The sequence below is a fragment of the Micromonospora sp. NPDC127501 genome (assembly GCF_040302185.1).
In the GTDB taxonomy this organism is placed as follows: Bacteria; Actinomycetota; Actinomycetes; order Mycobacteriales; family Micromonosporaceae; genus Micromonospora.
On sequence record NZ_JBEORJ010000014.1, the window covers coordinates 56,469 to 76,895 of the forward strand.

20 protein-coding genes are annotated in these 20,427 nt (G+C 69.2%); 8 read left to right on the top strand and 12 right to left on the bottom strand.

Annotated elements, in window-relative coordinates:
• Positions 1-10 precede the first annotated feature (10 nt).
• Both ABTW72_RS27450 and ABTW72_RS27455 read right to left on the bottom strand, forming a co-directional pair.
• The gene (locus tag ABTW72_RS27450) at positions 11-895 is read right to left on the bottom strand and encodes a S41 family peptidase (protein ID WP_350863350.1); all 885 of its coding nucleotides are present in this window, start codon (positions 893-895) and stop codon (positions 11-13) included.
• 53 nt (positions 896-948) lie between these two features.
• Complete coding sequence (locus ABTW72_RS27455) at positions 949-1,614, bottom strand: TetR/AcrR family transcriptional regulator (protein ID WP_350863353.1); 666 nt, start codon at positions 1,612-1,614, stop codon at positions 949-951.
• Between the two features lie 101 nt (positions 1,615-1,715).
• Between ABTW72_RS27455 and ABTW72_RS27460 the strand changes: the two genes are divergently transcribed.
• On the top strand, positions 1,716-2,630 hold the full coding sequence (locus ABTW72_RS27460) for an SDR family NAD(P)-dependent oxidoreductase (protein WP_350863356.1): 915 nt from the start codon (positions 1,716-1,718) through the stop codon (positions 2,628-2,630).
• A 106-nt stretch (positions 2,631-2,736) separates the two neighbouring features.
• On the opposite strand, the gene ABTW72_RS27465 is transcribed toward ABTW72_RS27460, so the two are convergent.
• Positions 2,737-3,126 carry a hypothetical protein gene (locus ABTW72_RS27465; RefSeq protein ID WP_350863359.1) on the bottom strand — a complete coding sequence of 130 codons (390 nt, stop codon included), beginning with the start codon at positions 3,124-3,126 and terminating at the stop codon, positions 2,737-2,739.
• Positions 3,127-3,408: 282 nt separating this feature from the next.
• Positions 3,409-4,341, bottom strand: a complete 933-nt coding sequence (locus ABTW72_RS27470) for an NmrA/HSCARG family protein (RefSeq protein ID WP_350863362.1) — start codon at positions 4,339-4,341, stop codon at positions 3,409-3,411.
• 104 nt (positions 4,342-4,445) lie between these two features.
• On the opposite strand from ABTW72_RS27470, the gene ABTW72_RS27475 reads away from it, so the two are divergent.
• A complete protein-coding gene (locus ABTW72_RS27475; RefSeq protein WP_350863365.1) occupies positions 4,446-5,015 on the top strand; it encodes a TetR/AcrR family transcriptional regulator in 570 nt (189 codons plus the stop codon).
• Positions 5,016-5,036: 21 nt separating this feature from the next.
• On the opposite strand, the gene bla is transcribed toward ABTW72_RS27475, so the two are convergent.
• The 3 genes from bla to ABTW72_RS27490 form a co-directional block, all read right to left on the bottom strand.
• Positions 5,037-5,957, bottom strand: coding sequence for a class A beta-lactamase (gene bla, locus ABTW72_RS27480; RefSeq protein ID WP_350863368.1), 921 nt, complete (start codon positions 5,955-5,957; stop codon positions 5,037-5,039).
• Positions 5,958-5,983: 26 nt separating this feature from the next.
• Positions 5,984-8,614: a rifamycin-inactivating phosphotransferase gene (gene rph / locus ABTW72_RS27485; RefSeq protein ID WP_350863370.1), complete on the bottom strand. Its 2,631-nt coding sequence runs from the start codon at positions 8,612-8,614 to the stop codon at positions 5,984-5,986.
• Between the two features lie 171 nt (positions 8,615-8,785).
• Positions 8,786-9,487 carry a DUF4396 domain-containing protein gene (locus ABTW72_RS27490; RefSeq protein ID WP_350863373.1) on the bottom strand — a complete coding sequence of 234 codons (702 nt, stop codon included), beginning with the start codon at positions 9,485-9,487 and terminating at the stop codon, positions 8,786-8,788.
• Between the two features lie 239 nt (positions 9,488-9,726).
• Here ABTW72_RS27490 and ABTW72_RS27495 point away from each other — a divergent pair, with 239 nt between their 5' ends.
• From ABTW72_RS27495 to ABTW72_RS27510, 4 genes are all read left to right on the top strand, one after another.
• Complete coding sequence (locus tag ABTW72_RS27495) at positions 9,727-10,473, top strand: MBL fold metallo-hydrolase (protein WP_350863376.1); 747 nt, start codon at positions 9,727-9,729, stop codon at positions 10,471-10,473.
• A gap of 66 nt (positions 10,474-10,539) precedes the next feature.
• A complete protein-coding gene (locus ABTW72_RS27500; RefSeq protein WP_350863378.1) occupies positions 10,540-11,067 on the top strand; it encodes a pyridoxamine 5'-phosphate oxidase family protein in 528 nt (175 codons plus the stop codon).
• A gap of 20 nt (positions 11,068-11,087) precedes the next feature.
• A complete protein-coding gene (locus ABTW72_RS27505) occupies positions 11,088-11,741 on the top strand; it encodes a TMEM175 family protein (protein ID WP_350863381.1) in 654 nt (217 codons plus the stop codon).
• Between the two features lie 14 nt (positions 11,742-11,755).
• Complete coding sequence (locus tag ABTW72_RS27510) at positions 11,756-12,199, top strand: DUF5990 family protein (protein WP_350863384.1); 444 nt, start codon at positions 11,756-11,758, stop codon at positions 12,197-12,199.
• 42 nt (positions 12,200-12,241) lie between these two features.
• On the opposite strand, the gene ABTW72_RS27515 is transcribed toward ABTW72_RS27510, so the two are convergent.
• The 3 genes from ABTW72_RS27515 to ABTW72_RS27525 all read right to left on the bottom strand — a co-directional run bounded on the left by ABTW72_RS27515 (position 12,242) and on the right by ABTW72_RS27525 (position 16,561).
• On the bottom strand, positions 12,242-14,017 hold the full coding sequence (locus ABTW72_RS27515) for a hypothetical protein (RefSeq protein WP_350863387.1): 1,776 nt from the start codon (positions 14,015-14,017) through the stop codon (positions 12,242-12,244).
• Between the two features lie 255 nt (positions 14,018-14,272).
• Positions 14,273-15,364, bottom strand: coding sequence for a winged helix DNA-binding domain-containing protein (locus ABTW72_RS27520; protein ID WP_350863390.1), 1,092 nt, complete (start codon positions 15,362-15,364; stop codon positions 14,273-14,275).
• A 9-nt stretch (positions 15,365-15,373) separates the two neighbouring features.
• Positions 15,374-16,561 (bottom strand): DUF418 domain-containing protein, encoded by a 1,188-nt coding sequence (locus tag ABTW72_RS27525; protein WP_350863393.1) that lies wholly within the window; start codon positions 16,559-16,561, stop codon positions 15,374-15,376.
• 187 nt (positions 16,562-16,748) lie between these two features.
• Between ABTW72_RS27525 and ABTW72_RS27530 the strand changes: the two genes are divergently transcribed.
• Positions 16,749-17,396: a hypothetical protein gene (locus tag ABTW72_RS27530; RefSeq protein ID WP_350863395.1), complete on the top strand. Its 648-nt coding sequence runs from the start codon at positions 16,749-16,751 to the stop codon at positions 17,394-17,396.
• Positions 17,397-17,401: 5 nt separating this feature from the next.
• Here the strand turns inward: ABTW72_RS27530 and ABTW72_RS27535 are convergent, their stop codons facing one another.
• Positions 17,402-18,112 (bottom strand): carbonic anhydrase, encoded by a 711-nt coding sequence (locus ABTW72_RS27535; RefSeq protein WP_350863397.1) that lies wholly within the window; start codon positions 18,110-18,112, stop codon positions 17,402-17,404.
• A gap of 198 nt (positions 18,113-18,310) precedes the next feature.
• On the opposite strand from ABTW72_RS27535, the gene ABTW72_RS27540 reads away from it, so the two are divergent.
• Positions 18,311-18,790: a hypothetical protein gene (locus tag ABTW72_RS27540; RefSeq protein WP_350863399.1), complete on the top strand. Its 480-nt coding sequence runs from the start codon at positions 18,311-18,313 to the stop codon at positions 18,788-18,790.
• A gap of 72 nt (positions 18,791-18,862) precedes the next feature.
• Here ABTW72_RS27540 and ABTW72_RS27545 read toward each other — a convergent pair whose 3' ends face one another.
• The gene (locus tag ABTW72_RS27545; RefSeq protein ID WP_350863401.1) at positions 18,863-20,365 is read right to left on the bottom strand and encodes a DUF1996 domain-containing protein; all 1,503 of its coding nucleotides are present in this window, start codon (positions 20,363-20,365) and stop codon (positions 18,863-18,865) included.
• Positions 20,366-20,427: the final 62 nt, after the last annotated feature.

Below are 20,427 nucleotides of genomic sequence, written 5' to 3' on the forward strand. Positions count from 1 at the left end.
GCAGCCGCGCCTATGCGGCCGAGATGGCCTTGAGTGCCGTGTCGAGCGCCAGGTCCGCCGGGACGGGTACGTCGGGGACCACTCCGACGCCCTCCCAGTTGGTGCCGGTGACGCTGTTGATGGTCCGGGCGGTCGGCACGGTCACGAGGATGTGTTTGGTGACCGGGTGGCGGGCCGTCGGATGCGCGCCGCCACGCGTCGTCTCACCGACGACGACGGCCCGGCCGTGCGCCTGGAGGGTGTACGCCACGTCCTCGCCCCCGGAGAAGGTCACCGCGCTGGTGAGCACGTGGACCGGGCGGTCCGCGTAGCGCGGCGCGGGCAGGTGCGCTGTCGTCCAGAACTGGCGGGTGGCGCCGGTGGAGCGCTCGTAGAAGTCGTTGAGGTGCACCTGGTCGTCGCGAAAGAAGTAGCTGCACCACATGGCGGCTCCCTCCGGTGTTCCGCCGGAGCAGGCGCGCAGGTCCAGGATGAGCGCGGAGCTGAGGGCGACCAGTTGCATGGCCGCGCCGATCGCGGCGGCGCCTTCGTCGGCGTACGCGATGCGTCGCACGTCGATGAGGCCGACGTTGCCGTCCAGGTGCTCGACCCGGCGGATCCCCTGGTTCTCCGTCCTGAGCAGCGCGAGGAACGCGGCCCGCCCGCCGTCCTCGTCGGCTGGATCCAGCGACTGCGGCTGGTCCGACCACAGCAGCCGCAGATGCTTGTCCGGGCACACCTTCTGAAGGTGAGCGGTCACCGTCTCGCAGAGCGCCGGCCCGTCCAGGTTGTCGTACTCGCCGGCCGCGAGACGCCCTCGGATCGCGGTGTCGATGTCCGCGACCTTCTCAGGAAGGACGTACCCGGCCTCGATCCGGTCCAGGGCCTGCTCGATTATCTGTTCGTTTGAGAGCACGGCGGGCAACGGTAGACCGGAAACAGCCTCACGACGACCGAGTTTCCCGGGGTTCAGGAGCGCGGCAGCATGCCCACGAGCGACGTGATGATGGAGACCCGCAGGGCTGTCCGTAGATCGACATGGTGGATCGCGAGCGCCGGCTCGGACTCGTAGACGGCGAGCAGGCTTGGCGGCGGCGAGGTGTAGGCGGACAACGCGCCACCCATGATCAGGGTGTGCAGGCAGAACAGCTCGGCGTTGTCGCCGAGCTCGGGCAGGTGCCGCCGGACGAGGTCGGCCATCACGGCGAGGTTGCCCAGTGCGGCCCGCTTGTGCCGGCGGACCACCTCGACCGAGACGTTGTGTTCGAGCACCCCGCCCTGCGCGCCGAAGAGATCGCAGAGCACCGTCTGGGCGGCGAGCGACCGGCTGAGCACGTCGGCCGTCTGCTCCGCCCGTTCTATCGGGGACCGGCTCAGGTCGACGCCGTGGGCCAACTCCTGGTCCAGCTCCGCCAGCCAGGTCGTCGTCCGGTCGTCCAGCAGGTCGAGCAGCACCGCCTCGCGGGACTCGAAATAGCGCAGCACCGCCGTCTTGGCCAGGCCGACCCGGCGGCTCAGCTCGTTCAGGGTCACCTCGGCCACCGGCATCTCGTCGAGCATCGCCGAGGTCGTCTCCAGGATGGCCCGGCGTCGGACCTCACGCTGCTCCTCGCTGCGTGCCCGCTGGAACGTCATGACACCAACCCTAGCTTAGGTACCGGCGGTCCCTTGACAGCGTACCGCCGGTACCTTACCGTTTCAGGCATAAGTTACCGGCGGTACCTAAGGAGTCCGAGATGAAGTGGACCGAGCAGCAGATCCCGCGCCAGGACGGCCGGGTGGCAGTGGTCACCGGTGCCAACACCGGGCTGGGCTTCGAGACCGCCCGGCGGCTCGCCGAGCGCGGGGCGTCGGTCGTGCTGGCCGTTCGTGACACGAAGAAGGGCAAGCTGGCCGCCGCCCGGATCAACGGCGACGTCTCCGTACGGGAACTGGATCTGACCTCGCTGGAATCGGTGCGCGCCGCCGCAGCCGGCCTGCGCGCCACCCACCCGCGGATCGACCTGCTGATCAACAACGCCGGCGTGATGTACACCCCGAAGCAGCGCACCCGCGACGGCTTCGAGATGCAGTTCGGCACCAACCACCTGGGCCACTTCGCGCTCACCGGCCTGCTGCTCGACCTGCTGCTGCCCGTGCCCGGCTCCCGGGTGGTCACTGTCAGCAGCGTCGGCCACCGCATCCGCGCCGCCATCCACTTCGACGACCTGCAATGGGAACGGTCCTACGGCCGCGTCGCCGCCTACGGCCAGTCGAAGCTCGCCAACCTGATGTTCACCTACGAGTTGCAGCGCCGACTCTCGGCGCACGGCACCACCGTCGCGGTGGCCGCACACCCCGGCATCTCCAACACCGAACTGGCCCGCAACGCCCCGGCCGTCGTCCGCCGGCCGCTCACCTTGCTCGCCCCGGTGATCACCCAGCCCGCGACGGCGGGCGCGCTGCCCACCCTGCGGGCCGCCACCGACCCGTCCGTCCTCGGCGGGCAGTACTACGGCCCCGACGGCCTCGGCGAGGCGCGCGGCTACCCGAGGCTGGTCACGTCCAGCCCCGACTCCTATGACGTGAGCGTGCAGCAACACCTCTGGGCCGTCTCGGAAGACCTCACCGGCGTGCGGTTCCCGGTGGGCCGGGCGGCCATCGCGGCGTGACAGTGCCCGGGGGCACGCAAATGGTCCGGACGCGGGCAGGGGCCGGCGACCGTGGTCGATCACCGACGGCGGCGGCCCGGCGGGAGGTGTGGCGGTGGTCAGGTGGTCAAGGAGCTGTCGTACCTGCCCTCCGCCGGGTCAGTGCGTCGCGGATGGTGAAGACGACGAGCGAGAGCGGCACGAAGACCCACAGCTGGAGCACGGTGTAGCGGCGCAGCTCCCGGTTGATGTCGGCGCCAGCCAGTTCGGCGTCGAGAGCACCGGGTCGCATCAGCATGAGCGCGTACGTGGACAGCGGTGCGTAGTTGAGACCTGCGCCGGTCAGCCACAGGCCGAACGCCCTGCTGCCGAGGTCGTTCGAGGACGACAGCAGCCAGACGCCCGACGTCACCATGACAACCACGCCGACGAGGAATTCGGCCAGAATGATCCGCCGCCGGCGGGTGGTTCCTCGGCTGCCGTACATGTCGACGGCCGCCAAACGACGAACGTTCATCAGAACGATGGTGCCACCGGCGGACAACCTCCGGGGTGCGGCGGCACAGGCAGCCCGACCAGGCGATCCACTCGCGTTCACGGAAGTCGGGGTGTCCCAGGAGTCCGGGACACCCCGACTTCACGAAACCCGAGTCGATCTTCTGCCACCGGCCGGGAAGCGGGACCCGCGCTGCGGCCAAAGGGCGTTGCCTGCGGGGCGAACCAGGTGAAGGCCTGGTTGTTCGAGGTCGTGTAGCAGGCGGTCGGCGGCTGGCCCCTGGGGCGGGGTTGTCCCGGGCGCTTACGGCTGCGACGGCTCGGGCAGGTTGTGGCGCGCCCAGGCGGCGAAACTCGTGAGGGGAATGCCGAGGGCCCGCGCGTACTCCGGGCGAGCGGGTTGGCCGACAACGTTCATCTGCTCGTGGGAGATGCCGGCCCACTCCGGCATGCCTGCGGCGACCGCCTCCTCCTCGGTCATGTCGGGCGCGGTCAGCTCGGCGCCCAGAGCGTCGGAGAGCGCCTTGGCGATCTCCGTCATCGTCAGGTGGTCGCTCGCCAGCTCCAGCTCGACCCCATGGAACCGATCGGGTTCGGCGATGGCCGCGGCGGCTGCGCGGCCGATGTCGTCGACAGCGACGAGGGAGAGCGAGGTCTGCGGCTTGATGACCGTCGCCAGGCCACCGGCGACGCCCCGGGGGAGCAGGTACGCCACCGAGGGTAGGAAGTTGTCCATGAAGAAGCCCGGCTTGATGAGCGTCCAGTGCGCGAAGCCCGCCTCGCGTACCCGATCCTGGATTCCGGCCTTGGTCGTGTAGTAGGGCTCCATGGTCGCCCAGCGGCCCTCGGCCCAGCCGGGCGCCCCGGTGTGCTGGCCAGCGCCACTGACGGAGGTGTGTACGAACTGCGGCACCTTCGCGGCCAGCGCGCTTTCAATCAGGTTGACGCCCTGGGCCAGCTCGCCGTCGAAGTTGATGGTGTTGCCGTCCATCGCGGGCATCTGCACCGAGAAGACGGCCCGTGCTCCTTGCGCGGCCCGGACCAGCGAGTCGCGATCGTCGAGGTCGCCGGTGACCAGTTCGGCCCCGAGGGCCGCGACCGCCCGCGCGCGGTCGGTCGCAGGATCACGGACCAGTGCCCGGACGGGTACGCCAGCCGCGAGCAGGGCGCGAGCGGTGGCACCGCCCTGCCTTCCTGTGGCGCCGGTGACCAGGACGGGTGCGGGATTGGTGGCCATGCGGGGTCTCCTGTCACAGGGTGAACGATAAACGGCGGGGCCCGCCGTTTATGCTTCGCTAAGATACGGCGGACCCCGCCACTTAGCAACCGTGAGGTGACGCGATGTCCAGCCAGCGTGCGGACGCCCGGCGCAACTACGCGCGCCTGCTGGCCGTGGCCGAGCAGGAGATCGCCGCGCACGGTGCCGACGCGTCCCTGGAGCAGATCGCCCGCATCGCCGGAGTCGGCTCGGCCACGGTGCGCCGACACTTTCCCAGCCGCCACGCGCTGCTGGACGCCGTCTTCCGCGGCGTGATCGACAACCTCGGCGCCCGCGCCCGCGAGCTGTCCGACGCCGCCGACGCGCAGGCCGCGCTGCTGGACTGGCTCGCCGCCGTCAACGGGAACGTCGCCACCATCAGAGGGCTGGCCACCGCGCTGACCCGCGACTGCACGGCCAGCCCCACCGAGGCGCACGAGCACTGCGCCACCGCGCAGCTCACCGAGGCGGGCGAACCACTCGTACTCCGGGCCGCGACGGCCGGCGCGGTGGCACCAGACGTGACCATCGCCGATCTGCTCGCGCTGATCACCGGCATCGCCTTGGCAACCGAGCACCATCCGGATCCCGCCGCCAGCGCGGCCCGACTGCTTGACCTGACGGTAGCGGGAATCAGCCCGTCGTCCTGCTGAAGTACCACCCCGCCCAGCTGCTCACAGTTGGGCGACGACCACCCTTGTGGCCTGGGCGATGACGGCGTCGTCCGGGGTGGCGTCCTTCTTGTCGCGGCTGGACAGCAGGGCGAGCACGATCGGGGCCCGGTCGGGCGGCCAGATCACCGCGATGTCGTTGCGGGTGCCGTACCCGCCGGTCCCGGTCTTGTCCCCGACCACCCAGCCGGCCGGCACCCCGGCGCGGACCAGCGCCGCGCCGGTGGTGTTGCCCCGTAGCCAGCCGATCAGCACGTCGCGGTCCGCCGGTTGCAGGGCAACCCCCACTGTGTACGCCCGGAGGTCGCCGGCCAGGGTCCGCGCGGTGCTGGTGTCCCGCTTGTCGCCCGGCGTTCCCTCGTTCAGCGCGGTCTCGTAGCGGGCGACGTCGGTGACCGTGTCGCCGAGCGCGCGCAGCTTCGCCTCGAACCCCGCTGGCCCGCCGAGGTGGCGCAGCAGCAGGTTGCCGGCAGTGTTGTCGCTGTAGCGCACGGCGGCGTCGGCGAGGGCGCGCAGGCTCATGCCCTCGCCCACGTGCTTCTCGGTGACGGGGGAGTGCGCCACCAGGTCCCGCGCCGAGTACCGCACCACCCGATCGAGTTGGGCGTCGGTGGTGCCGTCGAGCACCTCGGCGGCAGCGAGGGCCTTCCACGTCGAGGCGTACGCGAACCGGTCGTCGGCGCGGTACTCCACAGTGCGGCCGGTGCCCGTGTCGACGGCGTAGATCCCGAGTCGTGCCCCGAACTGCTCCTCCAGCCGCCGGAAATCCTGATCGGCGGCCGGCGACGGGGCGATCGTCACCTGCGGGCTCGGCGTCGTCCGCGCCTCGGTGGCGTCGTCGCCGCCGCTGCCGCACCCCGCCAACGACACCACTGTCGACGCCGTGGCCACCACGATCGCCAGCCGTCGGACCGAAACCGCCATCGTCGTTCCTCCTGTAGCCCCGTCGGTCAGGGCAGGATCTCGACGTACCCGTCGCTGCCGTGTACGCGGATCCGCTGCCCGTCGCGAATCAGCCGGGTGGCGTCGAGCACGCTGACGACAGCCGGCAGGCCATACTCCCTCGCGATCACCGCACCGTGCGTCATCAACCCGCCGACCTCCGTCACCAGCCCGGCGATACCGACGAACAGGGGCGTCCAGCTCGGGTCCGTGTGGGCGGTGACGAGGATGTCACCCGCTTCGAGGTCGGCCTGCGCCATGTCCAGGATGACGCGGGCGCGTCCTTCGACGGTCCCGGAGGACACCGGCACACCGGCCAGGGCTCCGGCCGGCACGTCGTCGCGTCGGTACGCCCCGGTGATCGCCTCGCCGTCGGAGGTCAGCACCCGGGGCGGGGTGAGCGCCTGGTACGACCGGAACGCGTCCCGGCGCTGCCGGATCAGCTCGTCGTCCACCCGATGCGTGCGTACGGCGTCGTGGAACTCCTGGAACGTGAGGTAGAAGACGTCGTCCCGCTCGGCGAGCACACCGGCGCGCACCAGGCGCTCGGCCTCTGCCAGCAGGGCCTGCTTGTAGATGAAGTAGCGGCGGATGATGTCGTACTTCGGGTACTCCCGGTAGCCGATGAAGGTCCGAACCCGGTCGATCATCCGCGCGGTCTCGTCGGCCTTCTGCTCCCCGTCCGGCAGCGCCCGCAGGCGCGTCAACACCTCCTGCGCCTTCTGCTGTGCCTGCTGCTGGCCCTGCTCGAAGCGCTGTCGGGCCACCCCCGGCTCGAAGAGCTTGATGTTGTCCAGGAGCACGGGTACCAGCGTGCCGGGGCGTTCGCTCCACCGCGGCCTGGTGATGTCGATCTCGCCGACGCAGCGCATGCCGTACCGGTCGAGGTACGCCTCGATGGCGGCGCGCGCCTCGGCCCCGCCCGCGACCTTCGGCAGCTCGTCGAGGAAGTCGTCGTGCGCGACGTCGTCGTGCGCGACGTCCTGGAGGAACGCCACCACCTCCGGATACGGACGGAGCACGTCGGCGACGTCGAGCAGCGCCAGCCCCATCTCCGACGTGACGTTGCCGGGGGCGGAGAGGGTGAGGGTGTCGGCGGCGTTCTTCTCGCCCAGCCACTCGTGCAGCCGGTCGTTGAGCCACCAGGTGGCCTCCATGCCGGCCATGATCGCCTGGATGTTCAACGGATCGCCGAGGACCCGCTTGTGCTCCTGGAAGGCATCCAGCAGGAAGTCGAACAGCGCCGTACCGGTCACCGTCGCGATGTCGCGCCGCAGGGCGGCGATGGACGCCTCGCTGCGCTCGATCAGCTCGGTGACGATGGCCGGGTCGGTTTCGATCGAGGTGGACGCGCCGCCGGTCGTCAACCTCGCGGGACCGGCGTCACCGGTGAGCGCCGGGATGAAGTCGGGGCGGTCGAGGAGCGTCTGCAACGCGTCCTTCATCAGTGGATCGGACTTCCCGACCATCTCCAGGAAGCTGCCGCGGCCCGTGGGCGAGGCCAGCAGTCGGGTGGCGTCGACGAACAACCTCCCGCCTGCCTCCCGCATCGGAGCCATCGCCGTCAACTGCCACAGGGAGAGACCCAGCGGCCGCATGGCGTCGGTCATCATCTGCTGGTGACCGACCGACAGGTAGACGTGGTTCTCCTGGTCGTCGGCCGCCGGGATGGGGAACAGCGTGGTGATCGGCCGGCTCTGCACGATCTGGAAGTCGTCGTCGACCAGGCACCACTCGATGTCCTGCGGGCGACCGAAGTGCGCCTCGATCCGTCGCCCGAGCCGCACGAGTCGCACGACCTGCGCCTGCGTCAGCGCCGGCTGCTCCTGCCGCTGCGGGTCGATCGCCACCTCCCGCGTTCCGCCGCCGGGCAGCGCGGCGACGGCACGCTGCTTCGCGGCGACCGTGCCGGCGACGACCTCGCCGTCGCGCACAGTGAAGACGTCCGGGTTCACCAGGCCGGACACCAGGGCCTCGCCGAGGCCGAAGCTGGCGTCCACTGTCGCGACCTTCCGGTTGCCCGTCACCGGGTCCGCCGTGAACAGGATGCCGGAGGCATCCGGAAAAACCATCTGCTGTACGACGACGGCCATCTGAACGGTGCGGTGGTCGATGTCATTGCGCAGGCGGTAGATGACGGCCCGCTCGGTGAACAGCGACGCCCAGCACTGGCTGACGTGCCGCAGGATCGCCTCCGGCCCCACCACGTTCAGGTAGGTGTCCTGCTGACCGGCGAAGGACGCCGTGGGCGTGTCCTCCGACGTCGCGCTGGACCGCACGGCGTAGGCGGCCCGCTCGCCGAACCGGGCGAGCGCGCCGGTGATCGCGACGGCCAGATCGCCCGGAACCGGGGTCTCCTCGATGCTGCGGCGGATCTCCGCGCTGAGCGTGCGAATCGCCTCCCGGTCGTCCGGGCTCAGGCGCGACAGCTGATCGAGCCGATCGTCGATCGACGGCGTCTGCGCCATGATCCGCCGGAAGGCGGCCGTCGTGACGCAGAACCCCGCCGGCACCCGGATGCCGTCGATCCGGGACAGCGCGCCCAGGTGCGCGGCCTTGCCGCCGACGACGGACACCTGCGTCTCGTCGACCTCTCGAAGATCCAACAGCAGTGCCTGGTCGCCGCGGTCCCTGTCCATCGACAACACACCCACGTCTTGCCCCCGTTACCTCGTTTGTGCTGGTCCGGCCGCCGATTCTGCGCCACGACCGGGGTCTTGCCGCAAGCCCCCAGGTGCGGTATACGTTAGAAGTGGCAGGGAGAGTGATCTCCTTGCCGCTTGTTTTCTGTCGGGGCGATCGGGCCCCGTTCAGTCGTAGGGGAGTCGGCGCGGCTCGAATCTCAGCCCTCGGCCGAGCTGCCACGAGGCGGTGGGCCAGGCCGCGACGAAGCCGGCTATCAGCCCGAGCTGACCGGCGAACCAGAACGTCGGGCTGTCGGGTCGCAGGTGTGGCTCCGGAAAGACCACCCGATGCGCGAGGGTCAACCACAGGAACAACGCCACCTCGAACACGGTGATGGTCAGCAGCTCGATCCTGCCGACGCTCGACAGTGCGTGCCATACCTTCGTCAGGGTGCGACCCGGCCCGGCGAAGTACCGGAAGAGCACGGCGATCGTCACCGCCATCAGGTAGTCGCCGGCGTAGGCGACCCACAGCGGGTCCTCGGCCGGGTCGAATCTCACGGCGTACAGGGCGACCTCGGCGATGATGAACCCGAGAGCACAGTGCGCGCCACAGCGGGACACGTGGGTGACGACGATGCCCCGGCGCGGCCGTCGCGGTTGACCCTCCTGCCGCCGTTGCGAGAACGCCTCGGGCCTGCCCCAGTTCCAGTAGAGGCGGACAGCGGCCGGGCCGATGTAGAGGACGGTCACCAGCCAGACGATCTCCATGACCCGGACCGGCTGACGGTTTCCGCGGAGATAGGTGTCGGCCAGCACGACCGCGCAGCTGACGACGCCGACCGTGAGCGAAGCCCACGAGAGCGCTACGAGCCAGGTTGGTTGCATCCCCGCCCCTTCCGCCAGCCGGGCGAGTCTTTCATGGCGTCCTCGTCCGGATCGGCGGATCGGGCGTTCCCGCGTGCCGGCACGGACGGATTCACCCTGCCCGGCCCTGCCCGGACGGAGGAGTGAACCAGCCGGCCGCCGCACTACGTCCTCGCACCCGCCGATGCCATCTCGATCGCGACAACCACGGACCGACTCACGGGTCGTAGGGGCGTCGCCGCGCTGGCACACTCTCGGGCATGGTCGACTGGTATTCGCGGGCCGAAGTGGACGGCGACGTCGTCCGAATCTCGGAACCGCACGTCAACGAGCTGTTGTCGGCGAACTTCTGGTGGTTGCGGGGCAACGATCGGGACATCGTGATCGACGCCGGGCTCGGTGTCGTCGCCCTGCGGCAGGCGATTCCGGGCCTGTTCGAACGCGATCCGATGGTCGTGCTCACCCACGCGCACCTCGATCACGTCGGTGGGGCGTCGGAGTTCGGGGACCGGGCCGCCCACCCCGCCGAGGCGGGGATCTTGGCGGCGGGCGTACCGGCGAGCCTGTACGGCGCGGAACTCTTCGACAAGCTGGGCATCGACGCCGCCGGGGAAGCCGTCCCGGAGCTCATGATCGACGTCCTGCCCGAACCCGGCTACGACCCGGCTGCCTACCGCGTCGCACCCATGACCCTGAACCGCCTGCTCGACGACGGCGACCGGATCGACCTGGGCGGACGGGTGCTGACCGTGCTGCACCTTCCCGGCCACACGCCGGGGAGCATCGCCCTGCTGGAGGAACACACCGGGACCCTGTACCCGGGCGACATCATCTACGAGGGCGCCCTGATCGACGATCTGCCGAACTCCGACGTGACCGCGTACCGGCGAAGCATGGAGTTTCTCGTCGACCTCGACGTGTCCGCCGTCCATCCCGGCCACGGGGACAGCTTCGACCGGACGCGCCTTCGCCAGTTGGCCGAGACCTACCTGCGCAGGACGGCGTAGGGCGCGCCTGCCGATCTTGACAGCGGGTGACGCGGTTAGGGTGTTCGCCATGATCGAGGACGTCGTATGCCGTTGACGAATCCGTGGCTGTCGGAGCCCACGCCAGCGAAGCGTCTCGATCGCGAACGGCTTGAAGAGCGCCTGCTCAACCTGTTGTCGTCGCAGAACATGTGTGTACTCGCGACCACGGGTCCGGACGGGCCGCTGGCCACGCCGGTGCGGTACTACCCACTCGGTTTCGCGGTGCTCTTCACCGCGGCGCCACGGTCGCCGAAGATCCGCAACATCGCCGCCGACCCGCGTGTGTCCATCGGCATCTTCGCGCCGCTGGTCGGGTTGGCCAGCAGCCGCGGTGCCCAACTGTTCGGGACGGCCAGGGTGCTTGCGCCGGAGCATCCGGACCGCGCGCACTACTGGGCGGCGGTTCGATGGGAGAACGAGCACGCCGAGCGGGGGCGGGCGCTGTCCGAGCCGCCCAAGGACACACTCGTGGTCGTCGAGGCGGATCGGATCGTCTACACCGAGCACTGGTTGCGCCGTGAGGGTTTCGCGCCACGCCAGTTCTGGCGTCGCTCCGTCAATGACGAAAGCTGACCTATTGCATAATTCGGTACGTGCCTCCCAAAAGGGAAACTTCACGGCTGACCCGTAACCCGGGCCGCTTGCTGGCCTTCAGCGACGGCGTCTTCGCGATCGCCGTGACGATCCTCGTGCTGGAGATCCAACCGCCCCACGACTTCGGGAACCTCGTCCAGGGGCTCGGTGCGCTGTGGCCGTCGTACCTGGCGTACACGCTGAGCTTCCTGCTCATCGGGCAGGTGTGGGTGAATCACCACGTCATGTTCGACCGCGTCCGGCATGTCGACCGAGGGGTCCTGTTCCTCAACACGTTGCTGCTGATGGTCATCGCGTTCCTGCCGTTCTCCACGTCACTGCTCGCCGACGCGCTGCGCGCCGAGCAGGGGCTGCGCGCGTCGGTCGTCGTCTACGGCGGCACACTGTGGACGGCCGCGGCCCTCTTCAACATCGTGTGGGCGCACCTCCGCCGGGCCGAACTGCTGGACCCCGGCCTCGGTCGCTTCGGTGCGCGAGCCATCGGCCGCCGGTTCGCGCTCGCGCTGGTCTGGATCGGCTCCGGCATCCTCGTCGGCGCGATCGTGCCGATCGCCGGTGTGGCGATCATCGCCGCGTTCCTGCCCGCCTACCACCTGCCCATCCGCGGCGAGTACGGCGAGAACGACGACACCGCCGAGCAACCGGCCGACTAACTAGAGTCGGTGGAATGCGGATCAGGATCGACGGCAGCGATCTCCCAGGTCGGCGTGCCGGTGCGGAGGCCGACGCGCTGCGGCGGGGCAACGTGCACGTCGGGGTTCAGCGCAAGGCCGACGTCGTCGACCAGGTGCCGGCCGACGCGACAAGCGCCACCTGGTCCTTCGAGGTGTCCAGCCGCGAGATCGACGGAGCGCTCGACGTCGGTGGCCCCTGGGTACACGGCCGCCCCGGGGCGCGGTTTCTCTATCTGAGCTGGGGCGCGGTGACCCAGGACGGCTTCGCGATGTTCCGACGAGCCAAGTTGATGTTCACCGACGTGCCGACCGAGCTGCTGCGCGCCGCCCACGAGGGCAACGGGACGCTGGTCGGCCGGCTCGGGTTGACCGATGCCGCCGGTGGGCCGATCTGCGCTCGGGTGCACCCGAGCGCCATCGCCTGGGTCGTGGAGTGAGTGGAGTGGCGGCCATTAATGACACCGGAGGCAGGGACCGCGTCAGTCAGACTCCTCTCTGATGATCTGGCGCGCCACCTCGGTCGACAAATGGAGTGCAGCGGCTGCGTGCGGGACCATTTTGGTGGGATGAACCGTGCCATGTCGATCAACAGGTTCGAAGTTGCGATCGAGATCGAGTTGGACTGCTGCCCGTCCGGTGCCAGGCCGGTATTCCCAGTTGAACGCAAATGGATGCTTGTCCTCATGCTTGGCGCGACCGATCTCAGCGTCGAACCACTTGCTGTCGCGAATGAAAATCAGCACGCATATTTCAGTCCGAAGAGTTAAGAGCGGCACGGTTATTCCGCAGTAGCGCATTTCTACAACGCCGCTCCGGACGGCGTCGCGGAGTCGTCGGATTGGCGGCACGAAGTCGAGCGCCGCATCGATGTGTTGGGTGCTGTCCTCTAGGTCTTTGTATCCGAATAGCTCCTCTGCGTACTCCCGGACGACGGTCTGTTCGATCGAAAATTCGTCCCCCCACTTCCGCCAGTTGCGACTGATGGGTGCGAAGATCCCAGACGGCGCGACGTGCGCGTACCCGGGATGGGTGAGGACCTCCTTGGAGCGAGGTACGAGCAGCGCACTGTAGCTACCGTCGGCGTGGGTGAATATCATTGTGGTTGCGACGGAAAGAGCAGCGGCGCGGAATCTGCCGTCAAAGATTATCGATTGGTCGTGCTCGTCGGTCGTATCATCCCGGGGATGACTGGCAACTTGGTTGTGAAGCCACTCCCGGCGATGAAGCTGAAAGAGGTCGATCTGGTCGTCGGGGGAAGCGCTTTGGGCGTTGATGAATTCCCGCTCAAGCATCTCGGAGGTCGCGACCGAGTCGAAATATGTGCCGGATCGCGCATCGATCCGTAGGTGGCCGTCGACCCGTTTGATGCGCTCGAAGGCGTAGGCGGCACCGTTGTGACTCGACCTCGTTGTGGCCCTACGTTGCAGGTAGTAGTACTCCTCGGCACCTCTTGGGTCGAAGCCGCGTGAGCAAGGCTTGCCAGCGGAGTCCGAACCGAGGTCGTAAGTCGCAAAGGACGGCTCGATCTCATCATCGAGTCGGTCCATTGGGCCATTGCTTTCGTCTAGTCGAGGGCTGCGCTGGCGATCCGTAGATTCCGCCAGGCTCGCCCAAATCGGGAATTCGTGACCGCCGAAGGTCACCAGGTTGTGATCCGGGTACAAGCCGCGCAGCGTCTTCTTCCACCCGTCCGCGGAGAGGACGCGGTGTTCCTTCGCAGGATCAGGGGCGAAGCGCAGAGCGCCGAGGTCCGTCCCGCCCAGGTGTTGGCCCCGCCTAAGTTGGTTATCTTCGGCCTGGCGGGCCACGAGAAGGTCGACCTTTCCCTCCAGGCGAGCGAGGTGGGGTGGCCGATGACGGTCGATGATAAGATGATATGCATCGATGAGGCGCCCGATATGGTCATCGACCGATGGCGGCAAGTGCCCAAAGTCTCCGTTGTCACGATTTCTTTCAAGGCCGTTTCGTACTTCCTTGCGGAAAGCATCCCAGCCCACCTTGGTCGATGCGGCATCTCGAAAAGCTGCCTTAACGTACTGGTCGCGGAACAGTGCGAGAACTGCCTCGGGCTCATCGCGGAAGCACTCGACCAGAGCGGCGACGTAATACTCTTCGTATTCTCGTGAGGGTTGAGTGGGATCATATCCCACAATTTTGGCCACCCGAATGATCGTTTCATTTCGCCGGGCGGCGTTCCCTAGCGGTACGGCAGATGCTTTGGCGAGTATTCCGGCGACTGTCTCCAGGAGGGCCATGTCGCTTCCAAAAGGTCGAGGGGCATGACTGATTCAAGGTATCGGACACGCCACCCGGAGCGGTCCTACGGATGGGGGACTTGACGCACCAACGGGACAGTGATGGCGAACGCAATGACCAGGGTCGCCTACTTCGTTGAGTAGTTGGATCATAACGAAGACTGCGTCTGGTGGATCCTCGGCGAGGCGTTGTTCGAGGCGGCGCCCCTGGTGCGCGCCGTGTCACCAATGGTTGTGACCCGTTCAAGGCACGTCTTAGCTGCCGAAGTCGACGCCACTGAGGGAGACGGAGCGGTACGCGGCGAGGTGTTCGGCCTGCGCGGTGATGGCCTGACGTGTGGCGTCCGACAACCGGTGCCACGGCTGGACCGCGACGGTGAACGTCCTGCCGGACTTGCGGGGACGCCAGGTGCCGACCACCTCGCCGTCGACCAGGACGGCGCCGGGGCGACCCAGCACCGGCCACAGCTCCTTGGCGTGGGCGGTGTCCGGCACCAGCGTTGCCCGGTCCTTGGCCTGCAAGAACAGGTCGAACGGGCCGAGCAGGCGGGTGCACCTGCCCTCGGCGGACTCCAGCGTCTCCTCGTCGGCGACCAGCAGTGAGCGCACCTCGCGGTCGACCGTCACCTCGATCACATCCTCGGGCCAGTGCGCCTTCACGTCCTTCACCGGCGCGTCGAGGTAGTCGGCGACCTGTTTCGGGGTGGCCGGACCGAGCAGGCGAAGATACGCGCGGATGAGGTCGAAGCGGTCACCCGCGGTGGCTGCCTCCCTGAACCCGGTGATGCGGCGCAGGACCGGGGGTGAGGTGTCGAGCTGCAACTCCAGGCCGGCCCGCACGGCGGCGAGCCGGAACGGCATCTCGTAGAGGTGCGTGGCGTCACACGGACGGCAGAACCGCAGATAGGGTTCGGGCAGCATGGTGGCCAGGCGGCCGGAGACCTCGCCCTTGACCGTCGGCGTGCTGACGATGGCACGCATCCGGTCGGCGATCTCGTCCAGGGCTGCCAGGGTGTCGATGCCGGCGGCCCTCAACGGTTTCGCGGCGTCGTAGATGCGCTTGCCCGCGTCGGCCTCGGAGAAGGGTTCCACGGCGGCCGCCACCTTCGCCACGTCGGCCCGGCGGTAGAGGTGGGGAGCGCCCCGTACCGTCCACAGCAGGGCCAGATCGGTGGGGGCCAACCCGGTCACGTCGACCCCGCGTACCGCCAGCGCCCACCGGGCGCCGTCCGGACCGGTGTTCTGCACGCCGAGGTCCAGGACGGTGGTGTCGGCGAGCGTGCCCTCGTCCCGGTCGAGCTGCTGGGCCTGGACCCGGAAGTTCATCACCTGGTGCCGATCGACCATGTCAGCACCCTAGTTGGGGCGGCGCTCCCGGTGGGTCCAGGCGCGCAGCGCCCATTCGACGGGGCCGTACCGGAACCGCCGCAGCCACCACGAGCTGACCATGAGCTGCACCGCGAAGATCACCAGTGCGATCAGCAGTGTCTGTGCCGGTGAGGTGCGGCCGACCAGGCCCCACCCGAGGCCGGTGAAGACGAGCACGCACATGAGCGACTGGGCCAGGTAGTTCGTCAGGGCCATCCGCCCAGCGGGCGCGAACGCGCCCGCGAGGCGCGGCCGCCGCGTGAACAGGCGCAGCAGGGTCGCGGCGTACGCGGCGGCCAGGAACGGCGCGGTGACGATGCTGACCATCAGTCCCGTCAGGTCTGCCGTGGAACCACCGACCGCGAACACGACGGCACCGGCCAGACCGATCGGATACCCCACCCGTTCGCACCGGCGCAGCAGGCCCTCGTGGGCGGGCACGGTGGCGAGAAGCCGGTGCTTGCCGGCGGCGAGGCCGACGAGGAACGCCGCGAACGCCAGGGGCCCCTGCACGGCCAGACCGCCGATCATCGCCGGCATCGACCGCAGGTGCTCCAGGACGACATCGCCGAGGCCGCCGCCCAGGGCCAGCGTCGAACGCGCACCGGCGCTGACCGCGGCGGCCTCGTCCGGAACCAGTGTGGCACCGAGGACAGCGGCGATCCCGACCACGACGGCGATGCCGCCGATGATGGTCGCCGCCGCGACCAGCGCGGTGCGGGGTTGGATCCGCCGGACCGCGAGCAGCACGAGACCGAGCAGCGCGTACGTGGTGAGGATGTCGCCGTGGAACAGCAGCACCGCGTGCAGCGCGCCGAGAACGAACAACCCGGTGAGCCGGCGCAGGAACGCCGGGCGGAACGCCACTCCGCGCCGAGCCGCTGAGTCGAGTTGCAGGGTGAAGCTGTAGCCGAACAGAAAGGCGAACAGCAGGTACGCCTTCATCGCGAACAACAGCTCCACCGCGCCGGCGATCAGCAGGTCGACTGTGCCGTGCGTCGGATCGTCGACCAGGTGGAAGTCGTAGCCGGAGCTGAAGAACGCGATGTTCACCAGCAGGATGAGCAGCAGCGCGCTTCCGCGCAGCGCGTCCACGACGGTGATTCGGGCGAGGGCGTCCCCGGGCGAGGGCTGTGGGTGGCCGTCGCCCGGTCGGTCGAGCCCTGTCACATTCATGGTGTCCAGCCTCCGGAGGGCGACCCGGCGCCGTGAAGTGTTTCCGTCACACGGACTGTCGTGACGAAAAGATGCCATCCCTGCGGTGGGGGAGGCGATGTCCCTCCGCGCGGCGATCCGTCCGTGCCGCCGTTCGGCGACGGTGATCTCGGACGTACCAACGCCCGCCGCTGATGGAGACGACGCCGTGACTCGAACACCACACACGAAGACCATGCCCGCACCACCGCCGTCCTGGGCCCGCCGTGCCGGGCACGTGGCATGGATCGCCCCCGTACTAGGGTTCATCCCGCTGCACGTGCCATGGATTCTCGGCATCCCGCTGTTCGCCAATCCCGACCCGTTCCGCGAGTGGTACCACGGTCGCGGGCCCGGGGTGGGGGATCACCCCGTCGACGGGTTCCTGGGCCTGCCGGCCGGCGCGTTCTACCTGGGCCTGCTCTGCGTCCTGGCCGGGCTCGGCGGCGTTCTGGCGCTGGGACTCATCAAGGACTGGGGGGTGGTCTTCCCCCGGTGGGTGCCGTGGCTGCGCGGACGTCGGGTGCCACAGTGGTTGCCGCTGACGCCAACGGTGCTGGGGTCCGCCCTGATGATCGGTTATTCGGCGACCCTGCCCTGGCAGTTCGCCGCGGACCTGGGGGAGTCCAGCGCGGATGACATCTTCACCCCGACCGGCGTCCTGATCGGCCTCCCACTCCTGCTGGCCTGGGCGGTCGCGTTGCCGCTGACCGGTTGGTCCTACTACCGCCGTACCCGTCGGCCGCGACGCGACCGGCGGCGCCGGTCGGCGGATGACCGACCAGCGTCGCAGGCCGGGTGGCCCAGCATCGGGTGACGGCCTCAGGCCACCAGGGAAACCCGCCCGTTGTCCAGGTCGTAGCGGGCGCCCACCACCCGCAGCGCACCCTCGTGCACCTTCTCGGAGATGATCGTGCTGCGTGCGCTGAGCGCCCGCACCTGGGCGGCGATGTTGGCCCGCACCCCGTTCTCCACGGGGTCGCCGGGCTGATCGAGCACCGGCTCGACGACCGGGCGCAGGGCATCCACGATGGTGCCGATGTGCCCGGGCGCCGTACCGCCGGTGTGGATGGCGTCGATGGTGGCGGTGATCGCGCCGCAGCGTTCGTGGCCGAGGACGACGATCAGCAGGCTGCCGAACTCCTCCACCGCGAACTCGACGCTGCCGAGCAGCAGGTCGTCGACGATGTTGCCGGCCACCCGGTTGTCGAACAGGTCACCCAACCCCTGGTCGAAGAGCACCTCGGGAGCCACCCGCGAGTCCGCGCAGCCGACCGTGATGGCGAACGGGTGCTGCCCGGCGGCGAGCCGGTGCAGGTCGGTCAGGCCCTGGTGCGGGTGCCGGCCGTGGCCGGAGGTGAACCGCCGATTGCCGGCCTGTAGCCGACGCAGCGCCTCCGTCGGCGTGTCGACCGGGTTGTCGGCTGGGGCGGCGGAGGCGGCGGACGGGCTGGCTGCGGCCGCGCCGAGCGCGACGGCGGCCGCGCCACCGGCGGTGAGCAGCGAACGGCGGGACAGGTGGGAACGTGCCACGATCATCTCCCTGAGGTGAGGCATCTCGCCTCTTCCTACCAGCCCGCCGTCCACATAGGTGGTTGCCGTGCGGTGGCCAGTGGGCGACGGTGAAACGCCGCTGACCGCACGCGCAGTGGCGGACGCCGAGCAAATTGATCATCGTCTGGGCATCGGCTATCGTGCGCGTCCGTGAAACCTTCCCGTCTTGCCTCAGCCATGTTGATCCTTGCCGTGTCGACGGCCCTCGCCGCCTGCGGCGACACCGACAAGGCGACGACCGCCGGATCCACCACGCCCGCTCCCACCTCCGCAGCCCCGTCCGCGGCGGCCACCTCCGCTGCCGCCACTCCCGCCTCGCCACCCGCCGGGGGCGCGGCGACCGACAAGCAGCTCTGCGAGGCGGTGAAGAAGGCCAGCGACGAGATGAGGACCGAGATGGTGAAGGTCGTCACGACTGGCGACGCGTCGGCGGCGGACTTCAACAAGATCCTGACTGGGCTGGAGCAGAAGGTGAGCACGGTCGCCTCCACCGGCGGCGGCAAGTTGGCCGACACCCTGCGGACGTTCGCCGCGGAAGCGGCCAAGGCTGCGGCCGCGGCGGACCCGGCGACCGCCGCCGACAACCCGGCCTTCGAGAAGGCCGGCAAGGAGGTCAACGCCGCATGCAAGGCGGCCGGCGTCAGCGTGAATCTCTGACTGACGTGATGTCATGACGGACGGCCCCCACGTCTGAACGTGAGGGCCGTCCGTCGACGACGGAAGCGGTGGTCAGCCGCCGGCGAAGGTCGTGTCGACGCCGCACTTGGCGTTCTGGTTGAGGCAGGACTTCACCAGGTCGCCGAGACGCTCCGGCTCCCAGGCGTTCATGAAGTCGCCGTGCATGGACGACGGCTTGCCGGAGGAGAGGCTGAGGCCGTCACCGCCCAGCGACTCGTAGTTGACCATGAAGGACAGATCCGGCACGGCCACCGGGTACTTGCCGGTGCAGACGCCGTTCACCGGGTCGCCCATGTGCGACTTGTGGTCGGGCGAGTCGATGTTCCTGCCGTCCCAGCAGTCCTTGAACACGAGCTGGAAGATCAGGTTGCCGCCGGGGGCGCACTTCGGCCAGTTGCCGTCGGCGCTGCGGCCGATCTCGGCGCTGCCCGCGCACCAGAACTGGTTGCTACCGGCGTTCTTCGGAGTGTCGACCTGCCGCTTGGCGTCGCCTTCGACCACTACCAGGCCCGGCGGGAAAGGCTTGACCGTCGACGGGTCCTTGACCCGCGAGCCGTAGTAGACGCGCATGCTCTTGATCGGCACGGCCTTGCCGTCCTTGCGCAGCTCCGGGGTCCAGTAGGCGCTCTTGTCCCCGGGGGCGTTGCAGGTGTTCGCCGCGGCGAACAACTTGTCCGTCGTGGTGAAGGCGTCGATCTTCGGGCCGAAGAAGGTGTGCATGTGGGAGGCGCCGGACAGGCCAGGCAGGACGATCGGGTCGTCCGGGGCGGAATTCGCGACGCCGCAGTCGGTGTGGAACTCCGGCACCCGGGTGGTGCCCGGCGGCACCGCCTTCGGCTTGATGGCGTCGAAGGCCGCCAGTTCCTTGCTCCACTTGGCCTGGTCGACGGGCACCCAGCCGCCGGCCGGTGCGCTCGGCGGGACGGACGCCGACGGGGACGCGGTGGAACTCGGCGTGGCCGAAGGGGTGGCCGACGTGCTGGGCGCGGCCGACGTGCTCGGCGAGGTGCCCGTCGCGGGGCCGAACGTGAACCAGTTCAGGTTCACGAAGTCCGACGTCGAGGCGCTCGTCATGACCGCGAAGACGGTCTGCGCGCCGGCTGGCACAGCGGACGCCTCGGCGGTGACGGTGGTCCACTTCTGCCAGCCACCGGTCTGGGTGATCGGGAAGCTGGCCAGCAGTGGACCGTTCTGCGCGCCGAGGCGCAACTCGACTGTGCCGCCGGCGGCGTTGTGCGAGGCGACCCGGGCCGTCAGGTCGACGCCCGTCACCGACACACCGTCGAAGCGCAGCCAGTCGCCGCTGGCCAGCCAGCCAACGTTCCGGCCGCCGTCGGCGTCGCCGGTGCCCTCGGTCTGCGCGCCGGACTGTGCCGCGAAGGCCTCTGCCTGCACCCGGCCGGGCACGGCGACCTCTTCGGCCTGGGCGCCGGCGATGTAGATGCCGCTGCCGGCCAGCGCGGCGACGACCGCTGAGGCGAGCGTGATGCGAGTGAGGCGACGCCGCTTTCGTGCCCGGTCCGGCGGTGCGACGTGCGCGGGGGGAGTCCGCATTGCCAGTGGTTTCCTTCGAGTCGACGATGAAGCTCTGTCGGAAGGAGTATGTGCACGTCAGA

Bases quoted from the DNA above. Each gene is read 5' to 3' on its own strand.
- ABTW72_RS27455 (WP_350863353.1), bottom strand. From the start codon at position 1,614: ATGACGTTCCAGCGGGCACGCAGCGAGGAGCAGCGTGAGGTCCGACGC.
- ABTW72_RS27460 (WP_350863356.1), top strand. From the start codon at position 1,716: ATGAAGTGGACCGAGCAGCAGATCCCGCGCCAGGACGGCCGGGTGGCA.
- ABTW72_RS27465 (WP_350863359.1), bottom strand. From the start codon at position 3,126: ATGAACGTTCGTCGTTTGGCGGCCGTCGACATGTACGGCAGCCGAGGA.
- ABTW72_RS27470 (WP_350863362.1), bottom strand. From the start codon at position 4,341: ATGGCCACCAATCCCGCACCCGTCCTGGTCACCGGCGCCACAGGAAGG.
- ABTW72_RS27475 (WP_350863365.1), top strand. From the start codon at position 4,446: ATGTCCAGCCAGCGTGCGGACGCCCGGCGCAACTACGCGCGCCTGCTG.
- bla (WP_350863368.1), bottom strand. From the start codon at position 5,957: ATGGCGGTTTCGGTCCGACGGCTGGCGATCGTGGTGGCCACGGCGTCG.
- rph (WP_350863370.1), bottom strand. From the start codon at position 8,614: ATGGACAGGGACCGCGGCGACCAGGCACTGCTGTTGGATCTTCGAGAG.
- ABTW72_RS27490 (WP_350863373.1), bottom strand. From the start codon at position 9,487: ATGCAACCAACCTGGCTCGTAGCGCTCTCGTGGGCTTCGCTCACGGTC.
- ABTW72_RS27495 (WP_350863376.1), top strand. From the start codon at position 9,727: ATGGTCGACTGGTATTCGCGGGCCGAAGTGGACGGCGACGTCGTCCGA.
- ABTW72_RS27500 (WP_350863378.1), top strand. From the start codon at position 10,540: ATGCCGTTGACGAATCCGTGGCTGTCGGAGCCCACGCCAGCGAAGCGT.
- ABTW72_RS27510 (WP_350863384.1), top strand. From the start codon at position 11,756: ATGCGGATCAGGATCGACGGCAGCGATCTCCCAGGTCGGCGTGCCGGT.
- ABTW72_RS27515 (WP_350863387.1), bottom strand. From the start codon at position 14,017: ATGGCCCTCCTGGAGACAGTCGCCGGAATACTCGCCAAAGCATCTGCC.
- ABTW72_RS27520 (WP_350863390.1), bottom strand. From the start codon at position 15,364: ATGGTCGATCGGCACCAGGTGATGAACTTCCGGGTCCAGGCCCAGCAG.
- ABTW72_RS27525 (WP_350863393.1), bottom strand. From the start codon at position 16,561: ATGAATGTGACAGGGCTCGACCGACCGGGCGACGGCCACCCACAGCCC.
- ABTW72_RS27540 (WP_350863399.1), top strand. From the start codon at position 18,311: ATGTTGATCCTTGCCGTGTCGACGGCCCTCGCCGCCTGCGGCGACACC.
- ABTW72_RS27545 (WP_350863401.1), bottom strand. From the start codon at position 20,365: ATGCGGACTCCCCCCGCGCACGTCGCACCGCCGGACCGGGCACGAAAG.